We start from the raw sequence: 23,099 nt of genomic DNA on the forward strand, positions 1-23,099 counted from the left end.
AGGTGGAAGCAAGACAGGAACAATTTTGTTTCAAATGCAGCCAGTACGGCGGAGGATGCTGCGGCAAAAACCCCGAGAATTACAATGGCTCACCTGCTCAAAGAATATCTGCGCGATCCGTTTCTCAACCGCCTGTACACCGAGATCCGCAACGCCGGCCCCATCAAATCCATTGCCGTCGATCTCACCCACGTGTGCAACATTCGCTGCCTCGGCTGTTATTTTTTTGCCGAGGGGATGGACCGCCATCACTCGCCCGCGGACGAGGCCGTGTTCGACGCTTTCCTGGCGCGGGAGAAGGCGCGCGGCACCAATTTCGTCACCGTCGTCGGAGGCGAGCCGAGTCTCGCGCTGTCCCGCCTCAAAAAAATCCACGACAATTTTTGGATGAATGTGGCCACCAACGGCCTGCGCAAAATCCCCTACGAGGGTTTTGAGAAGATGCCGATCGGGGTGGCGGTCTGGGGTGATCATCAAACCGACAAACGGTTGCGTGGCAGCGGCAAAATCGCAGTGTTTGCCAAAGCATTGGAAAATTATCGTGACGATCCACGCGCTTTTTTTTATTACACTGTCACGCCCGGCAATGCCCACGAAATTGAAAGCGTGGTCGAGCAATGCGTGGGCAACGGCAATCGCGTGCTGTTCAATTTTTACTGCGATCTCACCGGCGCCGGCGGTGATTTGGATTATCGCCGCGGCTTCGACGCGGCACGCCGCGAGATCGCGCGCATGATCGAGCGCCATCCCGACAAAATCTTGATGACCTCCTATTTCAGCAGAGTCGTTTCGACCGGCTGGCTGTACGATGAACAGTGGGGTTACGAAGTTTGCACGAGCATCAGCTCCGACAACGAAATCAATCAGGGGCGCATCAAAAACGGCAGGCCGTACAACCCGCATTTTCGCGCCTACAATGCCGATTTTGTGACGACACGGCGCTGCTGCACCGGTGTCGATCGTGACTGCGCAAGCTGTTTCGACACCTGGGAGCATTTCTCCTGGGTGATGCTGAACATGAAAAAACATCTCGGCTCGCAGCAGGAATTCACCAATTGGCTGACGACGATGTATCTTTTCTATCTCATCAACCGCATCGTCGATTTTGACGAGGGCATCAAGCTGCTGCCGGAGATTCACCGGCGCACCAGCCAGGCAGGGGGATGGTTGCGGGCTGGAAAGAACAAAGTGATGCCCTCTGCAAATTCCCATCACGCCCCCGTCCCGGCGATTCCGCAACCCGTCTGTTGAACTGAAAAACCAGTCATGCAATGCCCGCATTGTGATTTCTCCGGCCACCGCATGGATTTGCACGCGCATCTCGTCAAAGAGCATGGTGAAGAGATCAAGATTTATGTGGACGAGCAGTCCGGCAGGATGGTGTATGAAATGACCTGCCCGCTTTGCCGGCAGAGCGTCAAACAGCCGCTGAAGAAAAGCGCGGCGGTGCTGGAAGAATATCAGCGTGAAATCCGCATGGTGGCGTTCGATCTGTTGCTTTATCATTTGCAGGAAAAGCATGAGACCATTTGACAACCACGGCATCGAAATTTTCGATTAAGAATGAACCTGGCGGCCTCCCGACCCCCAAAGGGTCTATTACAAACAAAAGGGAAGGAATTATGCCCGAAACTCCCACCCGCGAAATCTTCGCGCATTTTCCGATGTGGATGCAACTGGTGTTTTATGCCGTTGCCGGGATCGCCTCGCTGGCGTTTCTGTATGGCTTCTACCGCCGTTATCAAAAATATCGTCGCGGCCACAGCGTCAACCGCTTCGACCATCCCGGCCGGCGCCTTGTCCGCGCACTCACAACCATTGCGCAAAATCGCACGATCTTTCACCGCGACACGTATGCCGGCGTTTCACACTTTCTCATTTTTTGGGGCTTCACCTTTCTGTTCATCGGCACGGTGATCGTCGCCATCGATCACGATTTCCTGCGGTTTTTCGGCCTCAAGATGCTGCAGGGCCCGTTTTATCTCTGGTTCTCGCTGATCCTGGATGTTTGGGGCGTGCTTTTTCTGGCAGGCCTGGTGATGATGATGGTGCGCCGGACTTCGTTCCGGCTGCCGCAGCTCGATTACACCCGTGCCGATTCGCAGAACGGCAGGTATGATCGTTCCGGATTTGTCTTCGATGACCGCATGTTCCTCTGGCTGCTCCTGCTGATCGGCGTCACGGGATATTTGATCGAGGGCTTTCGCATCGCCGAGAGGATGCCGCCTTTCGAGCGCTGGTCGCCGGTGGGCTGGCTGCTCGCCAAAGCAACAAATGGCTTGGGATTACAAGCGCAGGTGATTCCGTTGCACCTCACGGCGTGGTGGATCCACGCGCTGCTGGTGATGGTGTTTCTCGCGTATTTGCCGTACTCCAAGGCGATGCATATTTTCACCGATACGGCGAATCTCATTTTCAAAGACGAAATGGCGGCGCGGCGTCTGCCCAAACCCTTCGCGGGCGCGAAAAAGCCGGGCTATCACACAATCACGGATTTTACCTGGAAGGAGCTGCTCGATCTCGACGCCTGCACCAAATGCGGCCGCTGCCATGTTGCCTGTCCTGCCAACGCCGCCGGCACCACACTCTCGCCACGCGATTTGATTCTCGATCTGCGCACCTTCGCCGACGCCACTTTCCGCACCAGTGAATGGTTCCGGCAAAAATTTTTGCCTGACTCCAAATGGCCCGCCAATGGCAACGGCAGCATTGATGTGGCGCAGCAGGTGATTCGTCCGGAAACCCTGTGGAGCTGCACCACCTGCATGGCCTGCGTCGCAGCCTGTCCCGTGGGCATTGAGCATCTGACTCACATCGTGCAGATGCGCCGCAATTTGGTGGATGCCGGCACACTCGACAACAACTTGCAAGGGGCGCTGCAAAACCTCGGTGAGTATGGCAACTCGTTCGGGCAGTCGCCCAAGAACCGCGCCAAGTGGACGCAGAAGCTGGCGTTCAAAATCAAAGACGCGCGCAAAGAGCAGGTCGAGTATTTGTGGTATGTGGGAGATTTTGCCTCGTTCGATCCGCGTCTGCAAAATATTTCCCGCACTGTCGCCGAGGTTTTCAACAAAGCCGGCGTGGATTTCGGCATTCTCTATGACGCTGAAAAAAATTCCGGCAATGATGTGCGCCGAGTCGGCGAAGAGGGGCTTTACGAAATGCTGGTGGAAGACAATCTGGCGACGCTCAAGAAGGCCAAATTCAAGGAGATCGTCACGACGGATCCTCACACGCTCAATACTTTCCGGAATGAGTATCCCGAGTTCGGCGGAAATTACACGGTTCACCACTACACCGGCTTGCTGGCGAAGCTGATCGACGAGGGCAGGTTGAAATTCAACCGGAGGCTGAATTATACCGTCACCTACCACGATCCCTGCTATCTCGCGCGCTATAATCGTGAAACCAATGCGCCGCGCAGAGTGATGGCGGCACTGGGCGTGGAATTGCGCGAAATGCCGCGCTGCCGTGAAAATACGTTCTGCTGCGGTGCCGGCGGCGGCAGGATTTGGATGGACACTTCGAACGAGAAAAAGCGCACGAGTGAGCAGCGGATCGAGGAAGCGCTCGGCCTGGGTGGGGTGAAATACTTCGTCACCGCCTGCCCGAAAGACTACACCATGTACACCGACGCAGTGAAGACTTCCGGCAATGAGGGCAAGATCGAAGTGAAAGATTTGATCGAGCTGGTGGCGGAGGCAATGGCATAGAAGGCCGGAACCCGGGGAAGACAAAGGGCCAAAACAGCACTGGTTTGAAATGAAGGACTTGTCTGAAATTTCCGCGGCCATCGCCGAGGAGTTGTGGCAGCGGTTTCGGCTGCTGGCGATGATCATTGACAAAGCGGACAGTTTTGTTGGGATGGCACCGTCGGGAGAGCTGCCGGAAGGTCATGTCGGCGCACAGGCTCCCCCGCGCTGGTTGCAAACGCTGGCCGACAGTCCCGACGAGGTGAAGGCCATCGCCGGTGACCTTGTGTTGCGGGCCTTGCGGGCGGCATTGGAGCCAACCAATCTGGCGATTCTGGTGAAGTTGCGGGAACAGCCGGTGGTTTCTTTGGGCGATCTGATGCAAGCCACACAGGTGAATCGTCTTTCGCTCGGCGAGCGCATCAATGATTTGATTCAATCGGGACTGGCCATGAAGGAGGTGCAAACCGGCCAGGTGCAGGGGACGCAGGCCGCGGAGGCCGTCGTGGATTTTTTTCAGCAAACGCGCGACCAGTTGGTCAAACGCATCCTGCAAAAAATTGTCTGAACAGTTGCAAATAATTTTTCTTTTGTGTAATACTGAGAGATTGAAACGGTTGAATTTTCATCACCCGCGGGGATTGACCCGCTCCCAGATCAAGAGGTCCCATGCAATTGACAGACGCAAACGGCAGCGCACGCCGGGATGAGCTTTTTGAGAGGCTGCGGCGCGAGGTCGTCGGCCTGGAGGTGCAATATACGCTGGCGACCGGCGAGCGCACCCGGCGGATTTATCTCGACAGCACGGCGAGCACGCTGCGGCTGAAGGTGGTGCAGGAGGTGCTCGACAAGTTTCAACCTTATTACTCCAACACCCACAGCCTGCTGCATTTTGGCGCCAAACTTTCCACGCGGGAGTATCAATGGGCGCACGACATGGTGCTGGAGTTCGTGCGTGCGAACCCTGAAATTTACACCGCCTTCTTTGTCGGCAGCGGCACGACCGGCGGCATGAATCGCGTGGCCTGTACCCTTCGCGAGAAACGTCCGGCGCGCGATGTGGTCATCACCACGATCATGGAGCATCACTCCAACGATCTGCCGCACCGCAAGCATTTTCGCGAAGTCGTGCACATTCCCGCGGCGATGGCGGCGCATTCGCTCGGCTGTGTCAATCTGCGCCGGCTCGAAGAGGCGCTGCGCGAGCATCATGACAAGGTCAATTACGTCGCCATCACCGGCGTTTCCAATGTCACCGGCATCATCAACCCGGTTCACGATGTGGCGGAAATGGCGCACCGCTACGGGGCGCTGATCGTGGTGGATGCGGCGCAGATGACGGCGCACGTGCCGATACAAATGAGCGGCCATGACAACCCGGCGCGCGATCTCGACGTGCTGGTTTTTTCCGGACACAAGATTTATGCGCCCGGCTCTCCCGGTGTGGTTGTCACGCGCCAGGAGTTGTTTGCGGGATTGGAGCCGCAGGAAGTGGGCGGCGGCATGGTGGAGACGGTTTACCTCAACCGCTACACCCTGTCGCAAAAATTTCCGGATCGCGAAGAGGCCGGCACACCCAACATCTGCGGTGCGATCGGGCTGGCTGCGGCATTGTATGCGCTCAACCAAATCGGCATGGACTACATTGCCGAAGAAGAGTGCAGGCTCATCGCGTATGCCATTGCAAAACTCAGCACGGTCGACGATCTGATCATTTACGGGGAAACGGATTGCACGCAATGCCAGCGCACCGGCGCCATCTCATTCAACCTGAAAAACATGGACCACGGCCTGGTGGCGGCGGCACTCAACGATTATTTCAACATCTCGGTGCGCAACGAGTGTTTCTGTGCCCATCCCTACGTGCGCGAGATGGTGACGATGAGTCTGGCGGAGGAGGCGGAGCGGCTTTCCGATGAAGCGCTCGAACAACTGGCGGAGTTGCACCGCGGCATGGTGCGCGCCAGCTTCGGCATTTACAGCACCGAGAAAGACGTCGATGCGCTGGTGGCGGCGCTCAAGCACATCACCGCCAACAAGGATTTTTATCGCGCACAATACCTGCGCCTGCCCAACGGCGATTATGAGCACAAGACGTTCAAATTCGATCACACAAAAATTTTTTCCATTCGAGGCGAAGTGGATGCCTGGCTGCAAGCGCAGTGCGTCCAACCCAGGGTATGAGGGCTTGGTCAGCGAATGACACGTTTTCGCCCTGCCGGTTGCCCGGTCTGTCCTCCCCATGCGTCGCAAAGCCATGGCAAACCTGGCAGCGCGCCCGAATCGAAATTTCCGGCAGCGCAAACAGAGAGGTGACGGATGGCAGCCGTGCTCATCATCATTTCCCCGCGATACAGCATCGCCCGCCTGTTCAGTAATCGCAACCGCGCACTGAGAAGCAGCCTGGCATCGCCGGTGTCCAGCAACGGCGCGAGGCCGTGCAAACGGCCGTGATGCGGTGAATCTGCGCGTGTGGGTTGGAGCGCGCAGGCGCACTCAAATTTCCGGCGCACCGTTCGGGAACTGCGACAACGCGAGCGGCAGGCGCCGCGGACTGCAATTTGAAAAATGCCCCTGCGCCTGATTTAAGCCTCCCGCAATGGCAGCCATGCCGTTTGACCACCGGGCTTGCGCGCGCAGGCGCACTGTCACCACCTGCGGCAGTTCCCTGCTCACCCCCCGCTCTGGAAATTTCCACCAACCGTGCCTCACCCATTCCACCATGGGATGGGTGTTTTCGCGTTGCACTGGCACCTGAATTGCGGTCTGTGGCCGGATGGAATGCCGGTGAATTCCAGTTGTGACGCGCAAGCAGATGAGATCCGTACCTCCGCATGACGCGGGTGACTGTCTGTTGCGCGTCGAATTCGAATTACAGGATTGTAAACACCGCGGACTTTTCAGGTACAGGAGAAGATCATGCTCGCAGCAGCAAGGGCAGGGAGGAGCACGATCGGGCGGACCATGCGATGGGGCATGCCCGTGCTGGCGTTGTTGTGCGTCGCTTGTGAAGACCAGGTGGTGCAACCACAAGTCAAAGGCCGCCCGCTCTATGCCGTCGACAGCGGCAACAACCTGGTTCGCTTTGGCAGCCTCAGCCCGGATACGGTGACCAGCAAGGCCATCTCCGGACTGCAGCCCGGGGAGGTGATCGTCGGCATTGATTTCCGCCCGGTCGACGGCAGATTGTACGGCCTCAGCAACTTCAGCCGCGTTTACACCATTGACACGGTTTCGGCTGCTGCACTGCCGGTGCGCTCGACGCCGCTCAGCACCGGCCTGGTTGGTTCTTCTTTCGGATTCGGCTTCAATCCCGTGCCCGACAAAATGCGCGTGCACAGCAATGCCGAGCAGGATTTGCGGGTGGATCCGGTGACTGGTGCGCTGGCCCAGGATTCGACGCTCGCCTTTGACAACAGTGATCCCTATTTTGGCGCCAATCCCAACATTGTCGGTACCGCCTACACCAACAGCGTTGCCGGTGCGACCAGCACGGCTTTGTATGCCATCGATTCCAATTGGGATCTGCTGGTCTATTTGCCCAGCCCGAATAATGGCAGGATGTTGACCATCGGCGATTTGGGGGTTAACACCAATGACTTCGTGGGCTTTGACATTTCGGCGCCGGATGGCCTGGCCTACGCCGCGTTGACGGTTGCGGGCAACGGCAGATCCAGCCTGTATCTCATCAATCTCGCAACCGGCGCGGCCAGCTTGCAGGGTGGCATTGGCGGCAATTTGCCGGTGCATACTCTTGCGGTTGCACCGTGAGAAGAAACCAGTGGGTTCGGTTACGATTTGTGTATCACGGTTACACGAGTGATTTCGAAAATGTACTTCTGCCTGTATGCGATACATATTGATCCCGCCACGTCCTGCAGGCGGGGTGCTTGACCGCCGGAGCAAAAGCAATGAAGTCAACAGTTTGTTTCGGGGAGATGGGGATGAGGCATTGATCCGCAGCCGCGCAATGCGTGCGGCACGCTGATTGCCAGTGATTCGGGCAGAGTGATTTTAGGAATGTACTGACAGGGAATGTCGGTTCAAAAGACTGTGGCTCCCCCTCACAGCCAAGAGGCTCGGGTCGAATGACTCGGGCCTTTTTTATTTCACATTTCTGGACAGCGCCTGCCGGTGGGGGCCTCATCCCCGACTGCAGTAGCGCCCGGAGTGACGGTTGTTCAGCAATGGAGGTCACACCCATGGTGACAAACTCATTGTGGCAGCCACGGCAGCTTTTCCAGATCGCAATTGCCGCCGGAGAGGATCAAGCCCAAGCGCTTGCCGGTGAAATCGAATTTGTTTTCCAAGAGCGCGCCCAACACAACTGCCGCCGAGGGTTCAACAATGATTTTCATGCGTTCCCAGATGTGCCGCATGGCGGTGATGATGTTCTGCTCGCTGACGGTCACGATTTGATCAACGTGACGGCGAATGATGCCGAAGGTCAGCTCGCACAGCGAAGTGAGCAGGCCGTCGGCAATTGTTTGGGGATTGATCGAAGGCACGATCCTGCCCTGCTGCAGCGAACGACAGGCATCATCCGCGCCGGCCGGTTCGGCAGCGATCACTTTTGTTTTGGGTGAAATGCCGGCAACCGCCAGCGCCGTGCCACTCAACAATCCGCCGCCCCCCACCGGCGCCAGCACATAGTCGAGCTCATCCACTTCCTGCAGCAATTCGAGCGCGGCGGTGCCCTGTCCGGCGATGACACGTTCGTCATTGAAGGGATGCACGATCGTGGCGCCGGTTTCCGCGACCACTTGCGCCAGCGCGGCTTCACGCGCCGCCAGCGTCGGCTCGCAAAAGACGATCCTGCCACCGTAGCCTTCCACTGCCAGTTTTTTGATGCGCGGCGCGGTTTTGGGCATGACGATGAAGGCCGGCGCACCGCGCAAACGCGCTGCCAGCGCCAGGGCGGCCGCATGATTGCCGGAAGAATGCGTCGCCACGCCGTGCGCCAGGTCGCCATCGCTTAACGAGAAAACCGCATTGCAGGCACCGCGAAATTTGAAGGCCCCGACTTTTTGCAAATTTTCGCATTTGAAAAATAATCGGGCCCCGACCATGTGATTGATGCTTTCGCAGGTCATGACCGGCGTGCGATGCGCGTACGGCTTGATGCGCCCGGCAGCGGCGCGAATGTCGGCCAAAGTGGGGAAGGGCATGGGCACTCGATCTCCGTGTTGTCATTACACCCGCCGGCGGTGGTGCGGGCCCGACTAACGCCTTGCCGGGATGAACCGTCCGGCGATGACCCTACAATACAGAAGCGCCGTTGCGAAATCAAGGGCAAATTCCTCCCGCCAGGCCCCGGCCGGCTTGACATTCCCAAAAGAAATTTCTATCGTTGCACCTGTCTTGCGGAAACGTGCCGGCAGCGCAAGTGAAACCACCCGACCAGGAAACCTGTCCATGGCCAAGCCCTTCTTCCCGACCGACTGGAAAAAAAGCGTTTCATTTCCGCAGTTTCTGTTGTCCTTCCTCTTCCCGGCGTGTCTGCAGGCCGGAGTGGGCGATGTCACGGAAATCCATGTGCAGGAAGATGTGCTCACGCTGCAGGCCGGTGCGGCAACCGTCGTCTTTCACGTGTGCCGGCCCAACATTCTCCGGATCAGCTTTCGTCCACCGGGCGCCGGTGAGCCGGACACGCTGATTGCACCGCGGCGAGACTGGCCTGCCGTGCGCGCGCAGATCGACACCAGTGGCGATGCTCTGGTGATCACCACCGCGGCCTTGCGGCTGACCATCACGCGCCGGCCCATGCGCTTCACGCTCTACGATGCCAGCGGCCGGCAACTGCTCCAGGAAATGCCGGCTGTGGGTCTGCATGATAACGGCATTCGTTTGCGCGTGAGCGGCGGGAACTTTTATGGCATTTACAACAATTTCACCGGCAGTTTGAGCAAGAACCAAGGCGGCACGATCAGTGCCGGCATGCAGGGCCACGCCGGCGCGCCATTCGTCTGGACCACTGCCGGCTATGGTTTGTTGATGAACAGCGACAGCGGTGAGATCAAAATCGCCGATGGTCAGTTGGATTTCACAGTGGCACGCGCGCGGCAATTCCACCGGCTGGGTGCCAAAGACGGCACAAAAACTCCCGCCCGGACCGGTGTCGAGCTTTATCTTCTCGTGGGCAACCCGCGCGAGATATTCGCAGCCATGACCGCGGTCTCGGGTGCTGCGCCGCTTTTTCCCAGATTTGCGCACGGTTTCCTGAACACCGAGTGGGGCATGGATCAGGCCGAGCTGCTGGGTGACATCAAAACCTACCGCGCCAAGGGCATACCGCTGGATGCCTACATTCTCGACTTTGACTGGATGGCCTACGGCGAGGACAACTATGGTGAGTTCCGCTGGGGACCAAAATTTCCCGACGGGCCGAGCGGCCGCCTGAAGCAGGTGACCGATTCGCTGGGCGTGAAGCTGTTCGGCATTCGCAAACCGCGCGTGCATCTCGATACCGAACAGGGCCGCTTTGCCAAAAGCCGGGGATTCTTCCTCGACAGCGAGAAGGATTATTTCAGCAAGCAGCAGGTGGGCCGGTTGAATTTTCATATGCCGGAAGTGCGGCAATGGTATTTCGATTCATTCTGGGATCGCCACCACAGCTTCGCCACCGGCATTATCGGGTATTGGAACGACGAAGCGGACAGCTACGGCGGCAACCTGATGTTCCTGCAGATGCAGCGCGCCAACTATGAAGGCCAGCGCCGGCGCAACAATCTGCGCGTGTGGTCGATCAACCGCAATTTTTTCCTCGGTGCGCAGCGCTATGCCTACGGCCACTGGTCGGGCGACATACCCACCGGCTTCGAATCCATGGCACAGCAGCGCCTCTTTATGCTGAGCAGTGTGATGTTGGGGTCGGCATGGTGGGGAATGGATATCGGTGGTTTTAAAGACCGGCCCGCGCCCGAGAACTATATTCGCTGGATGCAATTCGGCGCGTTCGTGCCGATCTTTCGGGTGCACGGCACGCTCAACCAGGAACGTGAGCCCTGGCAATTTGGTCCCGAAGCCGAGGCCATCGTGACGAAGTACATTCGCCTGCGCTATGCCCTGCTGCCTTACATCTATTCCCATGCCTGGGAGAATCATCTGACCGGGCTGTCGCTAGTGCGGCCGTTGGTGTGGGACTATCCCGATGATCCCCGGGTTGCCGAGCTTTATTCGCAGTGGCTGTTCGGCGAGTCCCTGCTCGTTACGCCGGTGGTGCAGCCGCACGCGGACACGGTTTCGGTTTATTTGCCGGCGGGCACCTGGTTTGATTTTTGGACGGAGCAGAGGCACACCGGCGGCCGCTGGGTGAATGTGCCGGTGACCCTGCGGGATCTTCCAATCTTCGTCAAAGCCGGTGCAATTGTGCCAATGGCGCCGGTGGGGCGATTCGTGGATGATCCGCAGACACCCCCGAATCCGCTCACGCTTCATTGCTATCCCGACGGCGCGGGCAGCTTTACGCTCTATGATGATGACGGCATGACTTATGAGTATGAGCAGGGCAGGTATGCGGTGACGGCCATGACATTTGCGGATCACGGTGATCATCTGCTGCTGCGTCTCGCGGCACGCCAGGGCGGGTATCAACCGCCGGTGCGGGATTTCCTGGTGGCAATTCACGCCCTGCCCGCCACGCCGGCGGCGGTCGTGCATGACGGCCGGCGAGTGCAACAGGAAAAATTGGATCGAGTTCGCGCTGGCACAACGACGGGCTGGGCCTATGACGGCCACAAACAGTTGCTCTACGTGCGTTTGTCTGACAATGGTGAGCTGCAATCATTGCGTGTCGTGCGCTAGCGCGCTGCAGGCTTTGCAAGGCATTCCTGATCATCCCGCGAGGCTCCGGCAGTGAGCGACACGCATGCCGATCCTGCCACGAAAAGTCAACTCCCACGAAAAATTGCGTCGCAGCAAAAGCTGGCGGATTTCTATAATGCCCGCCCGCTGAAAATTTCCATGAGGTGCCGCTTTTTGCAGGAATCAAGCTGGCCGGATATCAGTGAGAACCCTGGGGGATACGGGCATGAGCATCCTGCGTGGCGCGTGCGGAGATAGACGCACAGCATCTCCGGCTTGTAATCAGACTGCGGCGAATTTGACCGGTTGCTTCAATTCATTGCGCTGCCTCATGCCGGTGTAATATTTCGTTACTGTTCACATTTGTGATTTTCATCCCGTTCCGCAGTTGCCTGACAATCGCCGCTAAAAATCTCTGCACTTGCGGCCGATACATTGGCAGGACGGGAAGGGGCGGCGGTGTTGGCATGACCATTGCGCTGCGCTGCAATTGTCATGACATGCTCAGCGCGAGAGTTGTACTCGAACCGGAGGAAGGGCATGGTGCTGCAGGCTCCCTGGCAATCACACTGCCAGTCCACGATTTGATTTGCAGCCGTCGCACGGCGCCATACTGCCGCCCGCGCGTTCACGCGGCAGTGCTCACCCCAGCGCAAGGGGCATATGACTGGAAGTGCTTTCCAAAGCTTGGCACATTGTTGTCAGAAATACAAAAGCGCCAGCAATTCCGCTTTCGCATGTCGTGGATTTGCGGGCGTCTTCGTCCTACAAGCCCCGGGCTTGTCTGGCAAGGCTGGCGACAGTCTCGTTTGAACCGGACGTGGCAGGGCCTGCCTGCACCTGTCGTCGAAACGGCTGATACTGAGCGCTTGCGAGGGATCGATTGTGTGAAAACTTGCATAAATGTAAGCCAGCCTGCCCGCTCTGCGGGAAATTCGGCCGGTAAAATTTTCTGGCACAGCCGTGTCAAACACCGCCAGCCCTGCTGCCGTTGTGCAGATGATGCTGCACCAGCAACTCTTCGGAGCGCCGACGCAAAGCTGCCAGCTCCTTCGAGTTGAACGATCCTTTGGTGCGCTGCAGCACGGTCACCGCATCCGCCAGAGCCTGGCACCGCTCGGCATGGCGCGGGCAGTTGATCAGGTTGCAAACGTGCGAAGGCGGTTGACTGCGACTCAGGGAATGCGCCAGGCTTTTCAAATCCGCCAGGCTCGCCAGGATGTTATTGATGGCATAATGCAGGAAAACGTCCACTTTCGAAGCGCGCGGCAGAATTTGCAGTCCGCGCAGGGTGTTGCTTTCCTGCTGCATTTCCTGCATTTTTTCGCGCGTGCGTTCGAACAAGCGCATGGTTTGTGAGCGCATCACGGCATCACGAACCAGGCGTAAAAAGTCTTCACTGGGCCTGGGTTTGATCATGTACCCCACCACCGACAGGCGGGTCGATTTGATGGCGGTCTCCAGTGTGGGATAGCCGGAGACAAGAATGACCGGCAAATGGGGGCAAGGGCGGGCAGTATCCCGATAAATTCCAGCTCCTCATTCCCGGGCATTTTGATATCCGCCACCAGCAAGTCATAACAGTGGCCGGTGAGCAGGCGGCGCGCGGCAAAGGCATCGGCGGCGCAATCGCAGACATAGCCTTCTTCGCGCAGCAAGTCGGCCGTCACCTCTGCAAATCCAACCTCGTCATCGGCAATCAGAATCCGGCCCAATTCTCTCATCTTTTCTTCCTGGATATGAAACGGCATGCACACTTCCAAGGGCATGCCGGGTCTACTGCGATTTTTGAGCACCCTCCCATCAGTCATGCTCCGGGCATGAAAGCGAAAATCCGGCGAAAATTTCAGGAGCCAGTCCGTGGAAGGAAAAGCTCGACGCCTGCGCAGGGCTCCCGCCGGCCGAGACAGGCGTTTGCTCGCAGGGATTGCGCTGCGGTTGGAACGGAGTGAAAAGTTGGTTCCCGTTTTTCCCGGAAAAATAAAAAAGCCGGAGGAGACCTCCGGCTTTCGACACAGCCCGGTTGCATGGGGGGTTATGACTTCTTTTTCGCGCGCATTTCCTCCGCCAGGGTTTTGATTTCGGTCAAATCCTGTTGCATCTCGCTCCAGCCATACCACAGGGCATAATCGGGATTGGCATGAAAGGTGCCCTGAAATGCCCGCATGCGATGTTCCAGGAACATGACAAAGAGCTTCTGTTCGATCAGCGTGGGGGCATCGTGGAAGGTGAGCAGGTCCGGGAAGGGATGGGCATAGTTTGCAGGTTTGGCGAGGATACCGTCTTGATAAAGTCCTGCGACGAGGCGAATGGCCTCGGCCGTCAGCTTGTCGGCCGCCTTGATCATCTGGTCGCCTTTTTCCAGTTCAGCGCGCGCAAAGTTGAGCGAATGGCACTGATTGCAGGTCTTGAGCATTTTGTCGCGCTCTTTTTGCCAGCTTTCCTGCGTCAGGCGCGCGACATCGGCCGCCTTGACCACATCCAGGCGGGCCGTGGGTTTGCCGGCGGGATCGAGCACGCCCAGCGCCTGCAGGATGGTGGCGCGATCGGCTGCCCACTCTTTGTCCTCCGGCATCGGCAGCCGCACGGCGAGAAAGCCCCATGCCGTCCGCACTTCATGATTGCCTTCCTGCATATGGCAGGTCTGGCAGGTGGGGGCCGCCACGCTCTCCGGCAGGGTGCCGTTCTGCTTCAACAGATGGCGCACGCCGTGCTTGGATGCCGAATACATCTCCCATTGCGGATGATCGAAACCCATGTGGCAGGTCTGGCAGGCCTGCGGTTGCCTGGCTTCCTGCACCGAGAAGGTGTGGCGGGTGTGGCAGGCATCGCAGGAGGCCACCCCGAAGCCGGCGCCGTTCTTGCGCAGCTCGGCGATTTCGGCATCACTCTTCAAGCCGATTTTGTGACAGCCACCACAGCCTTTCATTCCTTCCATCAATGCCATCGGCTGCCAATGGGCGGTGGGCATCGCCTTCATCGCCGCCCACGCGGCGGCATGCTTGCCGCCCTTGAATTGCTCCAGGCGCTCGGCGTGACAGGTGCCGCAGGTTTCCGGCGTCGGAATTTTGGCTTTGGCCACGTCCTGCGCGCTTTGATGTTCCGCGCCATGACACACGGCACAATCAATTTCGTTTTGACTGTGCTTGCTGAGCTGCCAGTCGCTCACGATGTTGGGGGTGACTTTTTTGTGGCATTCCACGCATTGCTGCGCCGGCAACGGCGCGGCCAGCAGGAGGCCGGCCAGCATCACCAGACTTCGCCATACATTTCGCAACATTACACACCTCCTCGAAAGGATCCAACAATAACCACGGGACAAGGAACAAGTAAACGTACATGATCACCTCGAGCATGGCAATTGCCGGCCCTCGGGCCGCGCACCGGGCGTTTCTCCCGGCCGGCAAGTGCCCGCACACCCATGACCGTGCAGCACAAGCGACAAAATAATTCGCGCGCGCTCATTGTCAAGAATTTTATCAGATATTTTTATCTTAATTTATCCCGCCAAATCCTCCCGGCAGATGCCCGCCAGTGAACCTTGCAGGGGGCTGGCTTTTACAAACTTTGTCGGCCCGGCGGAAGGGAACACCGCTGCTTGTCGGATGGCAGGACAATCTTGGCCGGCGCAAAACTTGATCGGCAATTCCTGCTTTGAGCAATCGCTGCGCGGCGCGGCCCGCCTGCCGGGCGCTTCAGGGGGGCAGGGTGGAGCAGACACCGGCGGCGGCATAAAGCTCGGGCCGGCGCTGCTCGAGCAGGGGCAGGTCCCGCCGGCGCGCCGCAAGCGCGGCGGTGTCGATTTCGGCGACAATCATGCTCTCTTCATGGTAGCGGGCCTGTGCCAGTATTTCACCGGCCGGTCCGGCGATCAGGCTGCCGCCAGCACATTTGAAATGATCGGCATCGAGGATGGCATCGCTGCCGGCGAGAAAGACGCCATTGTCCAGCGCACGAGCGCGCGCACAAAAGCGCCATTCTTCCACGTGACTGGAACGCCACGCACTCGCCACCAGCAGGATGGTCACGCCGCGCAGGGCCAGGGCGCGGCTCACCTCCGGGAAGCGTGTGTCATAGCACAGCATCAGGCCAAAATGCGCCTGCTCAGTTTGAAAACTGACAAAGCAATCTCCCGCTTTTGCCCAGCGGGTCTCCGCGGCCCACAAATGCGTTTTGCGATAGCGCGCCAGCTCCCTGCCGTCGGGTGCAATGGCGATCAGGGAATTGTAAATTGCCGCACCGTCACGTTCCGGCATGCCAAAAGCCAGCAGCAGTTTGTTGACGCGCGCAAGCTCAGCCAGGCGATCGGCGAGGGCGCCGGCAAAAGGCATGGCCAGCCCGGTCATTTCCCGCGGACGGCAATATCCGGTGAGACAGGCCTCGGGAAAGAGTGCGACTTCCGCGCCTGCGGCACGGGCATGTTCACACCAGCGCGTCATTTGGTCCAGGTTGTACGCCACTTCTCCCGGGCGGGAGTGAAATTGGACGCAGGCCAATTTGAGTTTCATTTGTTCATCTGAAGCATGCAGCACAACAGCGTCACACGCCCGTCAGGACCAGGCGGATGACGTGCAAGGGTTTGACGGTTTCACCCGGCGGGTTCCATCGGGGCTGAAAACAGCGCTGCCAGCGCGTCGCGCAGCTCGGCTTCCTGAATCGGTTTGCCCAGATAGCCCGCCATGCCCGCCTGCAAACAACGTTCGCGCTCAGCCGGGGTGGCATGGGCACTGAGTGCAATGACCGGTGTGGTTGCACCGCTTTCGCTCTGCTGGCGGTAGAGATTTTCAACCAGTTCCCGGGCACTCATTTCCGGGAGATTGATATCGAGCAGGGCAAGATCGAAATGTTCGCTGGTGAGCACGGAGAGCGCATCGGTACCGGAGGTGGCGACCACCACACGGTGGCCAAGTTTGCGCAGCAGGCGGGCGGTGGACTCTTGCGCAAGGGGGTCAGCATCAGCCAGCAGAATACGGCGGGAGTGTGCAGTGGGGGTGAGGGTCCAGCCCGGCTCCTCCAGCGACAATTCCTCTTCGGCCGTGCTGGCAACAGGCTCCGTGGGAAAGACGAGCGGCCGTGGCGTTTCCTGCTCCGAGACCGCGAAGCTGGCGGTGAAGTGAAAGGTACTGCCTCTGCCGGGCGTGCTTTCCACCCAAATCCGGCCGCCCATCAATTCCACCAGTTGCGCGGCAATGCTCAAACCCAGACCGATGCCGCCATATTTGCGAGCCGGAGAGCCGTCAACTTGGGCAAAGGGTGCGAAGATCATGGCCTGCTTTTCCGAGGGGATGCCGATGCCGGTATCGGTCACGGTGAAATGCAGGCGAATGCCGGCGGGGGTGTCGTCTGCTTCAGCCGCATGCGTGGTGCCATCCCGGCGCACCTCCACCACCACTTCGCCGCGTTCGGTGAATTTGATGGCGTTGTCGGCCAAAATCGTCAAGACTTGTTGCAAGCGGGCTTCATCGCCGATCAAATCATCCGGGGTACCGGGCGCGATGCGAAAGGTGAATTGCAAGCCCCGCTCGAGTGCACGCTGTTCATAAGGCTGCAGGGCGGCCGCCAGGCAGGGCCGCAGCCGGAAGGGGGCGGGCTGCAGCACCAGCCGGCCCGCTTGAATGGTGGAAAAGTCGAGCACCTCATTGATCACCGCCAGCAGTTCTTCCGCGGATTTTTCCACCACCTGGAGATATCTGCGCTGTTGCGCGGAGAGATCGGTGTCCAACACCAGTTCCGTCATGCCCAAAATGCTGCTCATCGGCGTGCGAATCTCATGGCTGATGTTGGCGAGGAATTCACTTTTCGCCACATTGGCGGCCTCGGCGGCCAGCGCCATCTGCCGGGCGTGCTCGATGGATTGCTGGAGCTGTTGATTGGTGCGTTTGAGTTCACGGGAGACCGTCTCGGAGGCCTCCTTGGCCTTTTGCAGATCCGCCTCCACACGCTTCAACTCGGTGATGTCCACCACCACCGCGATCACTCCGCCGGTTTCGCGATTGTTCTGGCGCAGCGGCGCACAGCGAAATTCAAAGAAGACGCCATTGGTCTCCGTCACCACGGAGCAAGCCCTGCCGGCGAGCGCCTGTTCGAAGTGCTCCGCCAGCGCGGGCATGTCAGGGAAGAGATCGAATATGCGACGGCCCACCATTTCACCCGGGCGATAACCCAGCGCCGTCAAGGCCCGCCCCTCGGAGAGTGTCACGACACCGTCTTGATTCACGGCGAGCAGGGCAATCGGAGTGTTCGAAACCACCGTGCGCAGGCGTTCTTCGCTTTCCCGCAGGGCGTGTTCTGCCAGGGTGCGTTGCCGCACCGCCACGCGCAGATTGGTGAGAAATACCACCAGCACCAATATACTGAGCACGTAGAGCAGGAAAGCCCACCAGGAGAGATAGCGCGGCGGCTGAATCGCAAACTGAAAAGTCCGCGGTGCGCTCCACAAATAGCCGCTTTGCAGCGCCCGCACCTCGAGTGTGTGTTCACCCTGGCCCAGTTTGGGCAGAATGATCCTGCCCTCCGGCGAGGGCGGTGACCACGAGTCCTGCCGGTCACGCAGGCGGGTTTGATAATGGATTTTTTCCGCGGGATAAAGCAGGGAGGCGAATTCCGCCTCAAGGTAGGAATGATACGGGAAAGTCGCCTCCTCAGGCGCTTTGCCCAGCACATTGCTTCCGTTGAGGCGCACCGCCAGAAAGATCGGTGCGGGTGTCGGCATTTGGCGGTGCCCCACATCCTGCCAGTAGCTCAGCCCCAGGGAAGAGCCGATCCACAGCCGCTGTGCATGATCGATCACCGCGGCGCGAAAGCTCATGGTCAGGCTGGGGAAGCCGTCGCTGCGGTCGAAATGCGTCACCTGCCCGCCCACGTAGAGCATCAGTCCGTGATTGGTGCCGGCCCACACTCTGCCGGAATCGTCCACCGCCAGCGATTTGATCATGCTGTCGCGCCAGCCCTGCCAGCCCGGCGCGGGCTGCATCCTGCCATTGCGATAAAGCCACAGGCCCTGGTTGCTTCCCAGAAAAATGGTGCGGTCGCGTGCAATGGCGAGATCATGCACGGCAAACCCGGGTTCCAGACCGATTGCTGCCACACTGCAATTGACGAAACGGTCGGCGGCCGGGTCGTATTGGAAAAGGTAGCTCTGCGCACCGGCGCCGGCGCCGTACACCTCCCCGTGCGGGCTGACCTCGACCACCTGCAGCGGGATGCTGAGCCCCTCGCCGGCGGCATAATGCTTCACCCGGCGCTCCGGATCCAGCCGCAGCACGCCCGGCGTGCCATCCTGGCAAATCCAGAGATTTTGCTGCGCGTCTGCCCTCAGAAAGGAGATGATGCGATTGCCAGTTTGCGGCAGCGTGATCTTTTCAAACCGGCCATGCTCGTGCCGTGTGAGGAAGCCGTCCCGGTAGCCCGCCCAAATGGTCCGGCCCTCACAGGCCAGGGCAAGAATCCAGCTCTCCTGTTTTTGAAAAACCGTTTCAGTGGTGAAGCCGCGGGCAGTGGGGTGAATGCGGAAAATGGCATCGCCATTGGTGGTCAGCACGTTGCCATCGCAGTCGATTGTCACCGCGTGAATGTAGGGACTCTCCGCATTGAGCTTGAAGGGCGCGAAGAAGGTCTCATGCAGCACGGCCATGCCGTCGTCCGCGCTGACCCACAGCCGGCCTTCTTGTCCGGCAAAGAGGTGGTTGATGACGACCAGCGGCAGTCCGGTCATCGGTTGTGGCCGGCTTTCGCCGTCCGCCAGGCGCCAGCGATAGAGCCCTTCGCGCCAGGTGCCGAGGTAAAGATTGCCGTCCGTATGCTCCAGCAAAGATGACACACCTGCGCTGATAAACGCCAGCGGCTGCCAGGAGAGTCCTTTCAGATCCGGTGTGAGGGTGAGCTCGAACAGGCCATTGTTGCTGCCGATCCACAGGCGATTGCCGGGCCGCTTGATCATGGCGTCGATGGAAAAGGTGGGCTCGGGCCGGCGCTCGGCGATTTTGTGAAAGGTCTCGGTGGCGGGATCGAAATGGAATAAATATCCGCGCTGTGAGGCGACCAGCAGACGTCCCAGGTCGTCTTCGACGCAAAGAAACGAGCGCGAGTAACTGTCGGCACGGTAGATTTCATCAAAGGCAAAGCGCTGCATCCTGCCATTTTGATAGCGCACCACTGCGTCCGGTTCACTGATCCACAAAGCACCATTTTTGTCCTGGAACATGGTTTTGGGATAAAGCAGGGTGGAATCCGTGCGCACCCGGCTGCCGGCCAGGAACGGCTTGAACAGGGTGGTGTCGCCGCGCGAGTCGAGCTGGCAGATGCCCAAATCGGTGATGACGAAAACGCGGTGGTCGCGTGCGACGAAGAAGCCCTTGATGAAAATGTCGGGGAGGTTTTCGGTGTAGGTTTTGAAGTTGCGTCCATCGAAGCGCACCAGGCCGGCATCGGTGGCGATCCAGATGAAACCCAGCTCATCCTGAAAGATGGCCTTGGTAAGATTGGTGGGCAACCCCTGCTCGATGCTGTAACTCACGGCATTCAGATGCTGTGCCGGCAGGGGGGAAGAGAGGATAAGAGCAGCCGTTAAGCTGAAGCCGGCGAGTCGTGCCCGCCGGAGAGGGTGACATGTTTGGGGGGTGTGGAAAGATCTCATACGGACCTGTGCCAGTGTTGAGATTCTCGCGCACAGCAGATGACCATTGCCATCCCTCATCCGGCGGCAAAATTATCAAAATGGGATTGAAATGCAACGCCATTCTTGCAAGTGTGCGGGCGGCATGCTGCCTGTCTGGCTTGCCCGACAAACTGCTTGCATTTGGCGGGATTGCAGGCTACTTTAAAGCGTCATGTGCGGGCCAAAAAAGTGAGAGAGGGATGGCAGATCAGAAATTTTTGGGCAGGGATGGCAGTCAGGCGGAACCGCTTGACGCCATCCGCGAGATTGTGCTGGGGCCGGTGTGGCGCGATCTCGACCGCCGGCTGCAAGAATTGACCCGCCAGGTCGAGCGTCTCGGCGCGCAACAAGCGCAGTGGCGGGCGGAGCAGGAGATGAAACTGACGCAGTTGCAGGCGCGTCTCGATCGCATGTCACGCCGCCTGCTGCGGCAGCGTCATCACCTCAAGCGGACGCTCGCCGCGTTTGAAGCGGAGTGGCAGCGCATGCAAAGCCGTGTCCGCTGGGAGCGCAGCCGCCTCAAGCTCGCCGAATTGTTGACGCAATTGACCCCGCACCTGCGCCCCGGCGGGACACCCGCCAATGACATAAAAAGTTCACCCACCGCTGCTGCGCGTTCCCGCCGCCCTGCGGGGAACTCCCGTCAAAAGAATTCCTCTGCCGGACGCCGTTCGCGAAAATCACCATGAATGCGGATGCAGAAAAAAACGCGGAGATCGAACGCCTGCGCGAGCTGTTGTTGAGCAGCGACCGTGCGCGCGTGCGTCGTCTGGAAAACGAGGTGGGCGAATTGCGCCACCAGCTCGCGGACCGCGAGTCCTTGATTGCCTCGCTCACCCCCGTCATTGGTGATTTGCTCGAGCGCAAGATTGCCCGCGCCGGGCCGGAGATGGCGGAAATCGTGGCACCCCTGATGGGCCCGGCGATCAAACAACAGGTGGCAGAATCCAAAGAGGAGATGGTCGAGGCGCTTTATCCAGTGATCGGCCAGACGGTGCGCCGCGCCGTGGCCGAGGCGATGCGCAAACTGGTGACGCAAATCAACCAGCGGCTGGACAAAGCCTTCAATCTGCAGGCCACCTGGGCGCGGCTGAAAGCGCGCGTGCTGGGCCTGCCCGCTCCGCTCGCCGTCATTCCACAAGTTTTCCCCTTTACCATCGAACAACTCTTTCTCATCGATCAACGCTCGGGCTTGTTGCTGGTGCATGTGCCCGCGGCAAGCGGGGGTGACAGCAACGGCAAGCTGCAGATGGTGAGCGGTATGCTTACGGCGATTCAAGATTTCTCCCGCGAAGCCTTCGGCGCCGGCCAGGAGGGTGACCTGCACGAAGTCCGCTATGGGGAGAAGACGATCTTTGTGGCCGTCAACCCCCCGGCCTTTCTGGCCGCCGTGACCACCGGAACGCCGCCGGTGCAATTTCCGGACAAGCTGCGTGGTCTGCTGCGCCGCATTCACAACACCTGGCACCGCGAGTTGCGCGAATTTGCCGGTGATGCCTCCGTGCTGCAGGCCGCGCGACAGCCCATGCACAAGTTCATCACCGCCTTTTCGCAGCCGGCGCAACCGGAGCCGGCACGGTCAGCAGTCGGTCTCCGGCCGTGGTACCGCACGGCAACTGCAAAAGTCGCTCTGGCCGCGGTTGCCGCACTGATGTTGTTTAGCGCGCTGTGGCGGGATGGGCAGCCCATCAACCCTGCCGCGCCACCGACCGGGCCAATCGTAACGCCGACGGCGGCGCGGGAGTCGGTGCCGTTGCCGCCGCCCTTGCGCCTGGAAGCGCGCGTGCATGGCCGGGTGTGGATGAAGGTGATTACCGATGGACGCGACTCGACAGACTTCATTTTCCGGCGCGGAGAAACCTATGTCTGGCATGGCGAGCAACATTTTCGTGTGCAGGTGGGCAATGCCGGCCAGACCGAGCTTTTCCTGAATGGCAACCCGCTCGGCAATTTGGGCGGCGTGCAGCAGGCGGTGACTTTGCAGATCACACACCAGGGCATCATCGCCAGGGAATGAGGAGAACACTTTTGTGGTAGAGCTTCAGCCTCGATTCCCAAACGTTCCAGGGCTTTGAGAGGCAGCAACAAAAGCACGTGATTATTTCAAGCATCTTCCAACAAATTCATCCACCTGACGCCGGAAGACGTCATGATGACGTTGTTCTCGTGCCAACATGCTTTGGGGAAACATGGCCAACCAACCAAGAAATGTCGCCATCTTTATTTTCGATGAAGTCGAAGTACTCGATTTCTGTGGTCCATTCGAAGTTTTCTCTGTGACTGGAAAGCGCGAGGGATCGAATCCATTCAATGTCTACACCGTTGCACAGGAGCAACGCCCGATTTTGGCGCGCAACGAGCTCAGCGTCAATCCGCGTTACACCTTTGCGGATTGCCCGCCACCGGACATTCTCATCATTCCCGGCGGTTTCGGTACGCGCCGTGAAATGAACAACAGCATTGTGCTCGACTGGGTCAGGCGCCTTTCGCAAAATACTGAGCGTCTCCTTTCCGTTTGCACCGGTGCTTTGATCCTGGCCAAAGCCGGTTTGCTCGAAGGTTTGTCGGCAACGACGCATCACGGCGCGATTTTACTGCTGCAAGAAACTGCGCCCAACACCAAGATTGACGCCACAAAACGTTTTATCGACAACGGCAAAATTATCGTCTCCGCCGGCATTTCGGCGGGAATCGACATGTCGCTGTATGTTGTCGCCGGCCTGTTGGGCAAAGAGCAAGCGTGGGAGACGGCGAAATACATGGAATATGATTGGCGCCCGGAAGCGCAATAAAAGCAAGACCGGCGATTTGCATGAACCGGGGGTGTCAACTTTGTCCCCGGCAAGTATGGAAACGTTTGCATGGCTTCGCTGCCGTAATATCAAAATAGCGCTCGACTCGGGGTTCGATCGGGAATTGACCCGGCACCTCGCCGGGAGCGCAGCCGT

16 protein-coding genes are annotated in these 23,099 nt (G+C 59.0%); 10 read left to right on the forward strand and 6 right to left on the reverse strand.

The features are described 5' to 3' along the window. The first annotated feature begins 84 nt into the window (after positions 1-84). The 6 genes from ONB52_02070 to ONB52_02095 all read left to right on the forward strand — a co-directional run bounded on the left by ONB52_02070 (position 85) and on the right by ONB52_02095 (position 7,463). Positions 85-1,251 carry a radical SAM protein gene (locus ONB52_02070; protein MDZ7414926.1) on the forward strand — a complete coding sequence of 389 codons (1,167 nt, stop codon included), beginning with the start codon at positions 85-87 and terminating at the stop codon, positions 1,249-1,251. 15 nt (positions 1,252-1,266) lie between these two features. Further along, positions 1,267-1,533 (forward strand): hypothetical protein, encoded by a 267-nt coding sequence (locus ONB52_02075; protein ID MDZ7414927.1) that lies wholly within the window; start codon positions 1,267-1,269, stop codon positions 1,531-1,533. Positions 1,534-1,622: 89 nt separating this feature from the next. Next, positions 1,623-3,713, forward strand: a complete 2,091-nt coding sequence (locus ONB52_02080) for a heterodisulfide reductase-related iron-sulfur binding cluster (GenBank protein ID MDZ7414928.1) — start codon at positions 1,623-1,625, stop codon at positions 3,711-3,713. 58 nt (positions 3,714-3,771) lie between these two features. After that, a complete protein-coding gene (locus tag ONB52_02085) occupies positions 3,772-4,260 on the forward strand; it encodes a hypothetical protein (protein MDZ7414929.1) in 489 nt (162 codons plus the stop codon). Between the two features lie 101 nt (positions 4,261-4,361). Then, on the forward strand, positions 4,362-5,876 hold the full coding sequence (locus ONB52_02090; protein MDZ7414930.1) for an aminotransferase class V-fold PLP-dependent enzyme: 1,515 nt from the start codon (positions 4,362-4,364) through the stop codon (positions 5,874-5,876). 780 nt (positions 5,877-6,656) lie between these two features. Then, positions 6,657-7,463 (forward strand): DUF4394 domain-containing protein, encoded by an 807-nt coding sequence (locus tag ONB52_02095; protein MDZ7414931.1) that lies wholly within the window; start codon positions 6,657-6,659, stop codon positions 7,461-7,463. A gap of 443 nt (positions 7,464-7,906) precedes the next feature. Here ONB52_02095 and ONB52_02100 read toward each other — a convergent pair whose 3' ends face one another. Continuing rightward, positions 7,907-8,860 carry a pyridoxal-phosphate dependent enzyme gene (locus tag ONB52_02100; GenBank protein MDZ7414932.1) on the reverse strand — a complete coding sequence of 318 codons (954 nt, stop codon included), beginning with the start codon at positions 8,858-8,860 and terminating at the stop codon, positions 7,907-7,909. A 247-nt stretch (positions 8,861-9,107) separates the two neighbouring features. Between ONB52_02100 and ONB52_02105 the strand changes: the two genes are divergently transcribed. Further along, entirely contained in the window at positions 9,108-11,495 is a 2,388-nt protein-coding gene (locus tag ONB52_02105; protein MDZ7414933.1) for a DUF5110 domain-containing protein, read from the forward strand. Between the two features lie 966 nt (positions 11,496-12,461). Here ONB52_02105 and ONB52_02110 read toward each other — a convergent pair. From ONB52_02110 to ONB52_02130, 5 genes are all read right to left on the reverse strand, one after another. Further along, positions 12,462-12,914: a hypothetical protein gene (locus ONB52_02110; protein MDZ7414934.1), complete on the reverse strand. Its 453-nt coding sequence runs from the start codon at positions 12,912-12,914 to the stop codon at positions 12,462-12,464. Continuing rightward, positions 12,911-13,246, reverse strand: coding sequence for a response regulator (locus ONB52_02115; protein ID MDZ7414935.1), 336 nt, complete (start codon positions 13,244-13,246; stop codon positions 12,911-12,913). The genes ONB52_02110 and ONB52_02115 overlap by 4 nt, the downstream gene beginning before the upstream one ends. Before the next feature lie 284 nt (positions 13,247-13,530). Continuing rightward, entirely contained in the window at positions 13,531-14,775 is a 1,245-nt protein-coding gene (locus ONB52_02120) for a multiheme c-type cytochrome (GenBank protein ID MDZ7414936.1), read from the reverse strand. A 415-nt stretch (positions 14,776-15,190) separates the two neighbouring features. Then, on the reverse strand, positions 15,191-16,003 hold the full coding sequence (locus ONB52_02125; GenBank protein MDZ7414937.1) for a carbon-nitrogen hydrolase family protein: 813 nt from the start codon (positions 16,001-16,003) through the stop codon (positions 15,191-15,193). Positions 16,004-16,083: 80 nt separating this feature from the next. Next, complete coding sequence (locus ONB52_02130) at positions 16,084-20,010, reverse strand: ATP-binding protein (protein ID MDZ7414938.1); 3,927 nt, start codon at positions 20,008-20,010, stop codon at positions 16,084-16,086. A 341-nt stretch (positions 20,011-20,351) separates the two neighbouring features. Here ONB52_02130 and ONB52_02135 point away from each other — a divergent pair, with 341 nt between their 5' ends. From ONB52_02135 to ONB52_02145, 3 genes are all read left to right on the forward strand, one after another. Further along, complete coding sequence (locus ONB52_02135; GenBank protein MDZ7414939.1) at positions 20,352-20,840, forward strand: hypothetical protein; 489 nt, start codon at positions 20,352-20,354, stop codon at positions 20,838-20,840. Further along, complete coding sequence (locus tag ONB52_02140) at positions 20,837-22,168, forward strand: DUF4115 domain-containing protein (GenBank protein ID MDZ7414940.1); 1,332 nt, start codon at positions 20,837-20,839, stop codon at positions 22,166-22,168. The genes ONB52_02135 and ONB52_02140 overlap by 4 nt, the downstream gene beginning before the upstream one ends. 172 nt (positions 22,169-22,340) lie before the next feature. Beyond that, positions 22,341-22,943 carry a DJ-1/PfpI family protein gene (locus ONB52_02145; GenBank protein MDZ7414941.1) on the forward strand — a complete coding sequence of 201 codons (603 nt, stop codon included), beginning with the start codon at positions 22,341-22,343 and terminating at the stop codon, positions 22,941-22,943. Positions 22,944-23,099 lie beyond the last annotated feature (156 nt).

It is taken from the genome of candidate division KSB1 bacterium (genome assembly GCA_034506255.1).
Classification (GTDB): domain Bacteria; phylum Zhuqueibacterota; class Zhuqueibacteria; order Zhuqueibacterales; family Zhuqueibacteraceae; genus Coneutiohabitans; species Coneutiohabitans thermophilus.

Bases quoted from the DNA above. Each gene is read 5' to 3' on its own strand.
- ONB52_02070 (MDZ7414926.1), top strand. From the start codon at position 85: ATGGCTCACCTGCTCAAAGAATATCTGCGCGATCCGTTTCTCAACCGC.
- ONB52_02075 (MDZ7414927.1), top strand. From the start codon at position 1,267: ATGCAATGCCCGCATTGTGATTTCTCCGGCCACCGCATGGATTTGCAC.
- ONB52_02080 (MDZ7414928.1), top strand. From the start codon at position 1,623: ATGCCCGAAACTCCCACCCGCGAAATCTTCGCGCATTTTCCGATGTGG.
- ONB52_02090 (MDZ7414930.1), top strand. From the start codon at position 4,362: ATGCAATTGACAGACGCAAACGGCAGCGCACGCCGGGATGAGCTTTTT.
- ONB52_02095 (MDZ7414931.1), top strand. From the start codon at position 6,657: ATGCGATGGGGCATGCCCGTGCTGGCGTTGTTGTGCGTCGCTTGTGAA.
- ONB52_02100 (MDZ7414932.1), bottom strand. From the start codon at position 8,860: ATGCCCTTCCCCACTTTGGCCGACATTCGCGCCGCTGCCGGGCGCATC.
- ONB52_02105 (MDZ7414933.1), top strand. From the start codon at position 9,108: ATGGCCAAGCCCTTCTTCCCGACCGACTGGAAAAAAAGCGTTTCATTT.
- ONB52_02110 (MDZ7414934.1), bottom strand. From the start codon at position 12,914: ATGATCAAACCCAGGCCCAGTGAAGACTTTTTACGCCTGGTTCGTGAT.
- ONB52_02115 (MDZ7414935.1), bottom strand. From the start codon at position 13,246: ATGCCGTTTCATATCCAGGAAGAAAAGATGAGAGAATTGGGCCGGATT.
- ONB52_02120 (MDZ7414936.1), bottom strand. From the start codon at position 14,775: ATGTTGCGAAATGTATGGCGAAGTCTGGTGATGCTGGCCGGCCTCCTG.
- ONB52_02125 (MDZ7414937.1), bottom strand. From the start codon at position 16,003: ATGAAACTCAAATTGGCCTGCGTCCAATTTCACTCCCGCCCGGGAGAA.
- ONB52_02135 (MDZ7414939.1), top strand. From the start codon at position 20,352: ATGGCAGATCAGAAATTTTTGGGCAGGGATGGCAGTCAGGCGGAACCG.
- ONB52_02140 (MDZ7414940.1), top strand. From the start codon at position 20,837: ATGAATGCGGATGCAGAAAAAAACGCGGAGATCGAACGCCTGCGCGAG.
- ONB52_02145 (MDZ7414941.1), top strand. From the start codon at position 22,341: ATGGCCAACCAACCAAGAAATGTCGCCATCTTTATTTTCGATGAAGTC.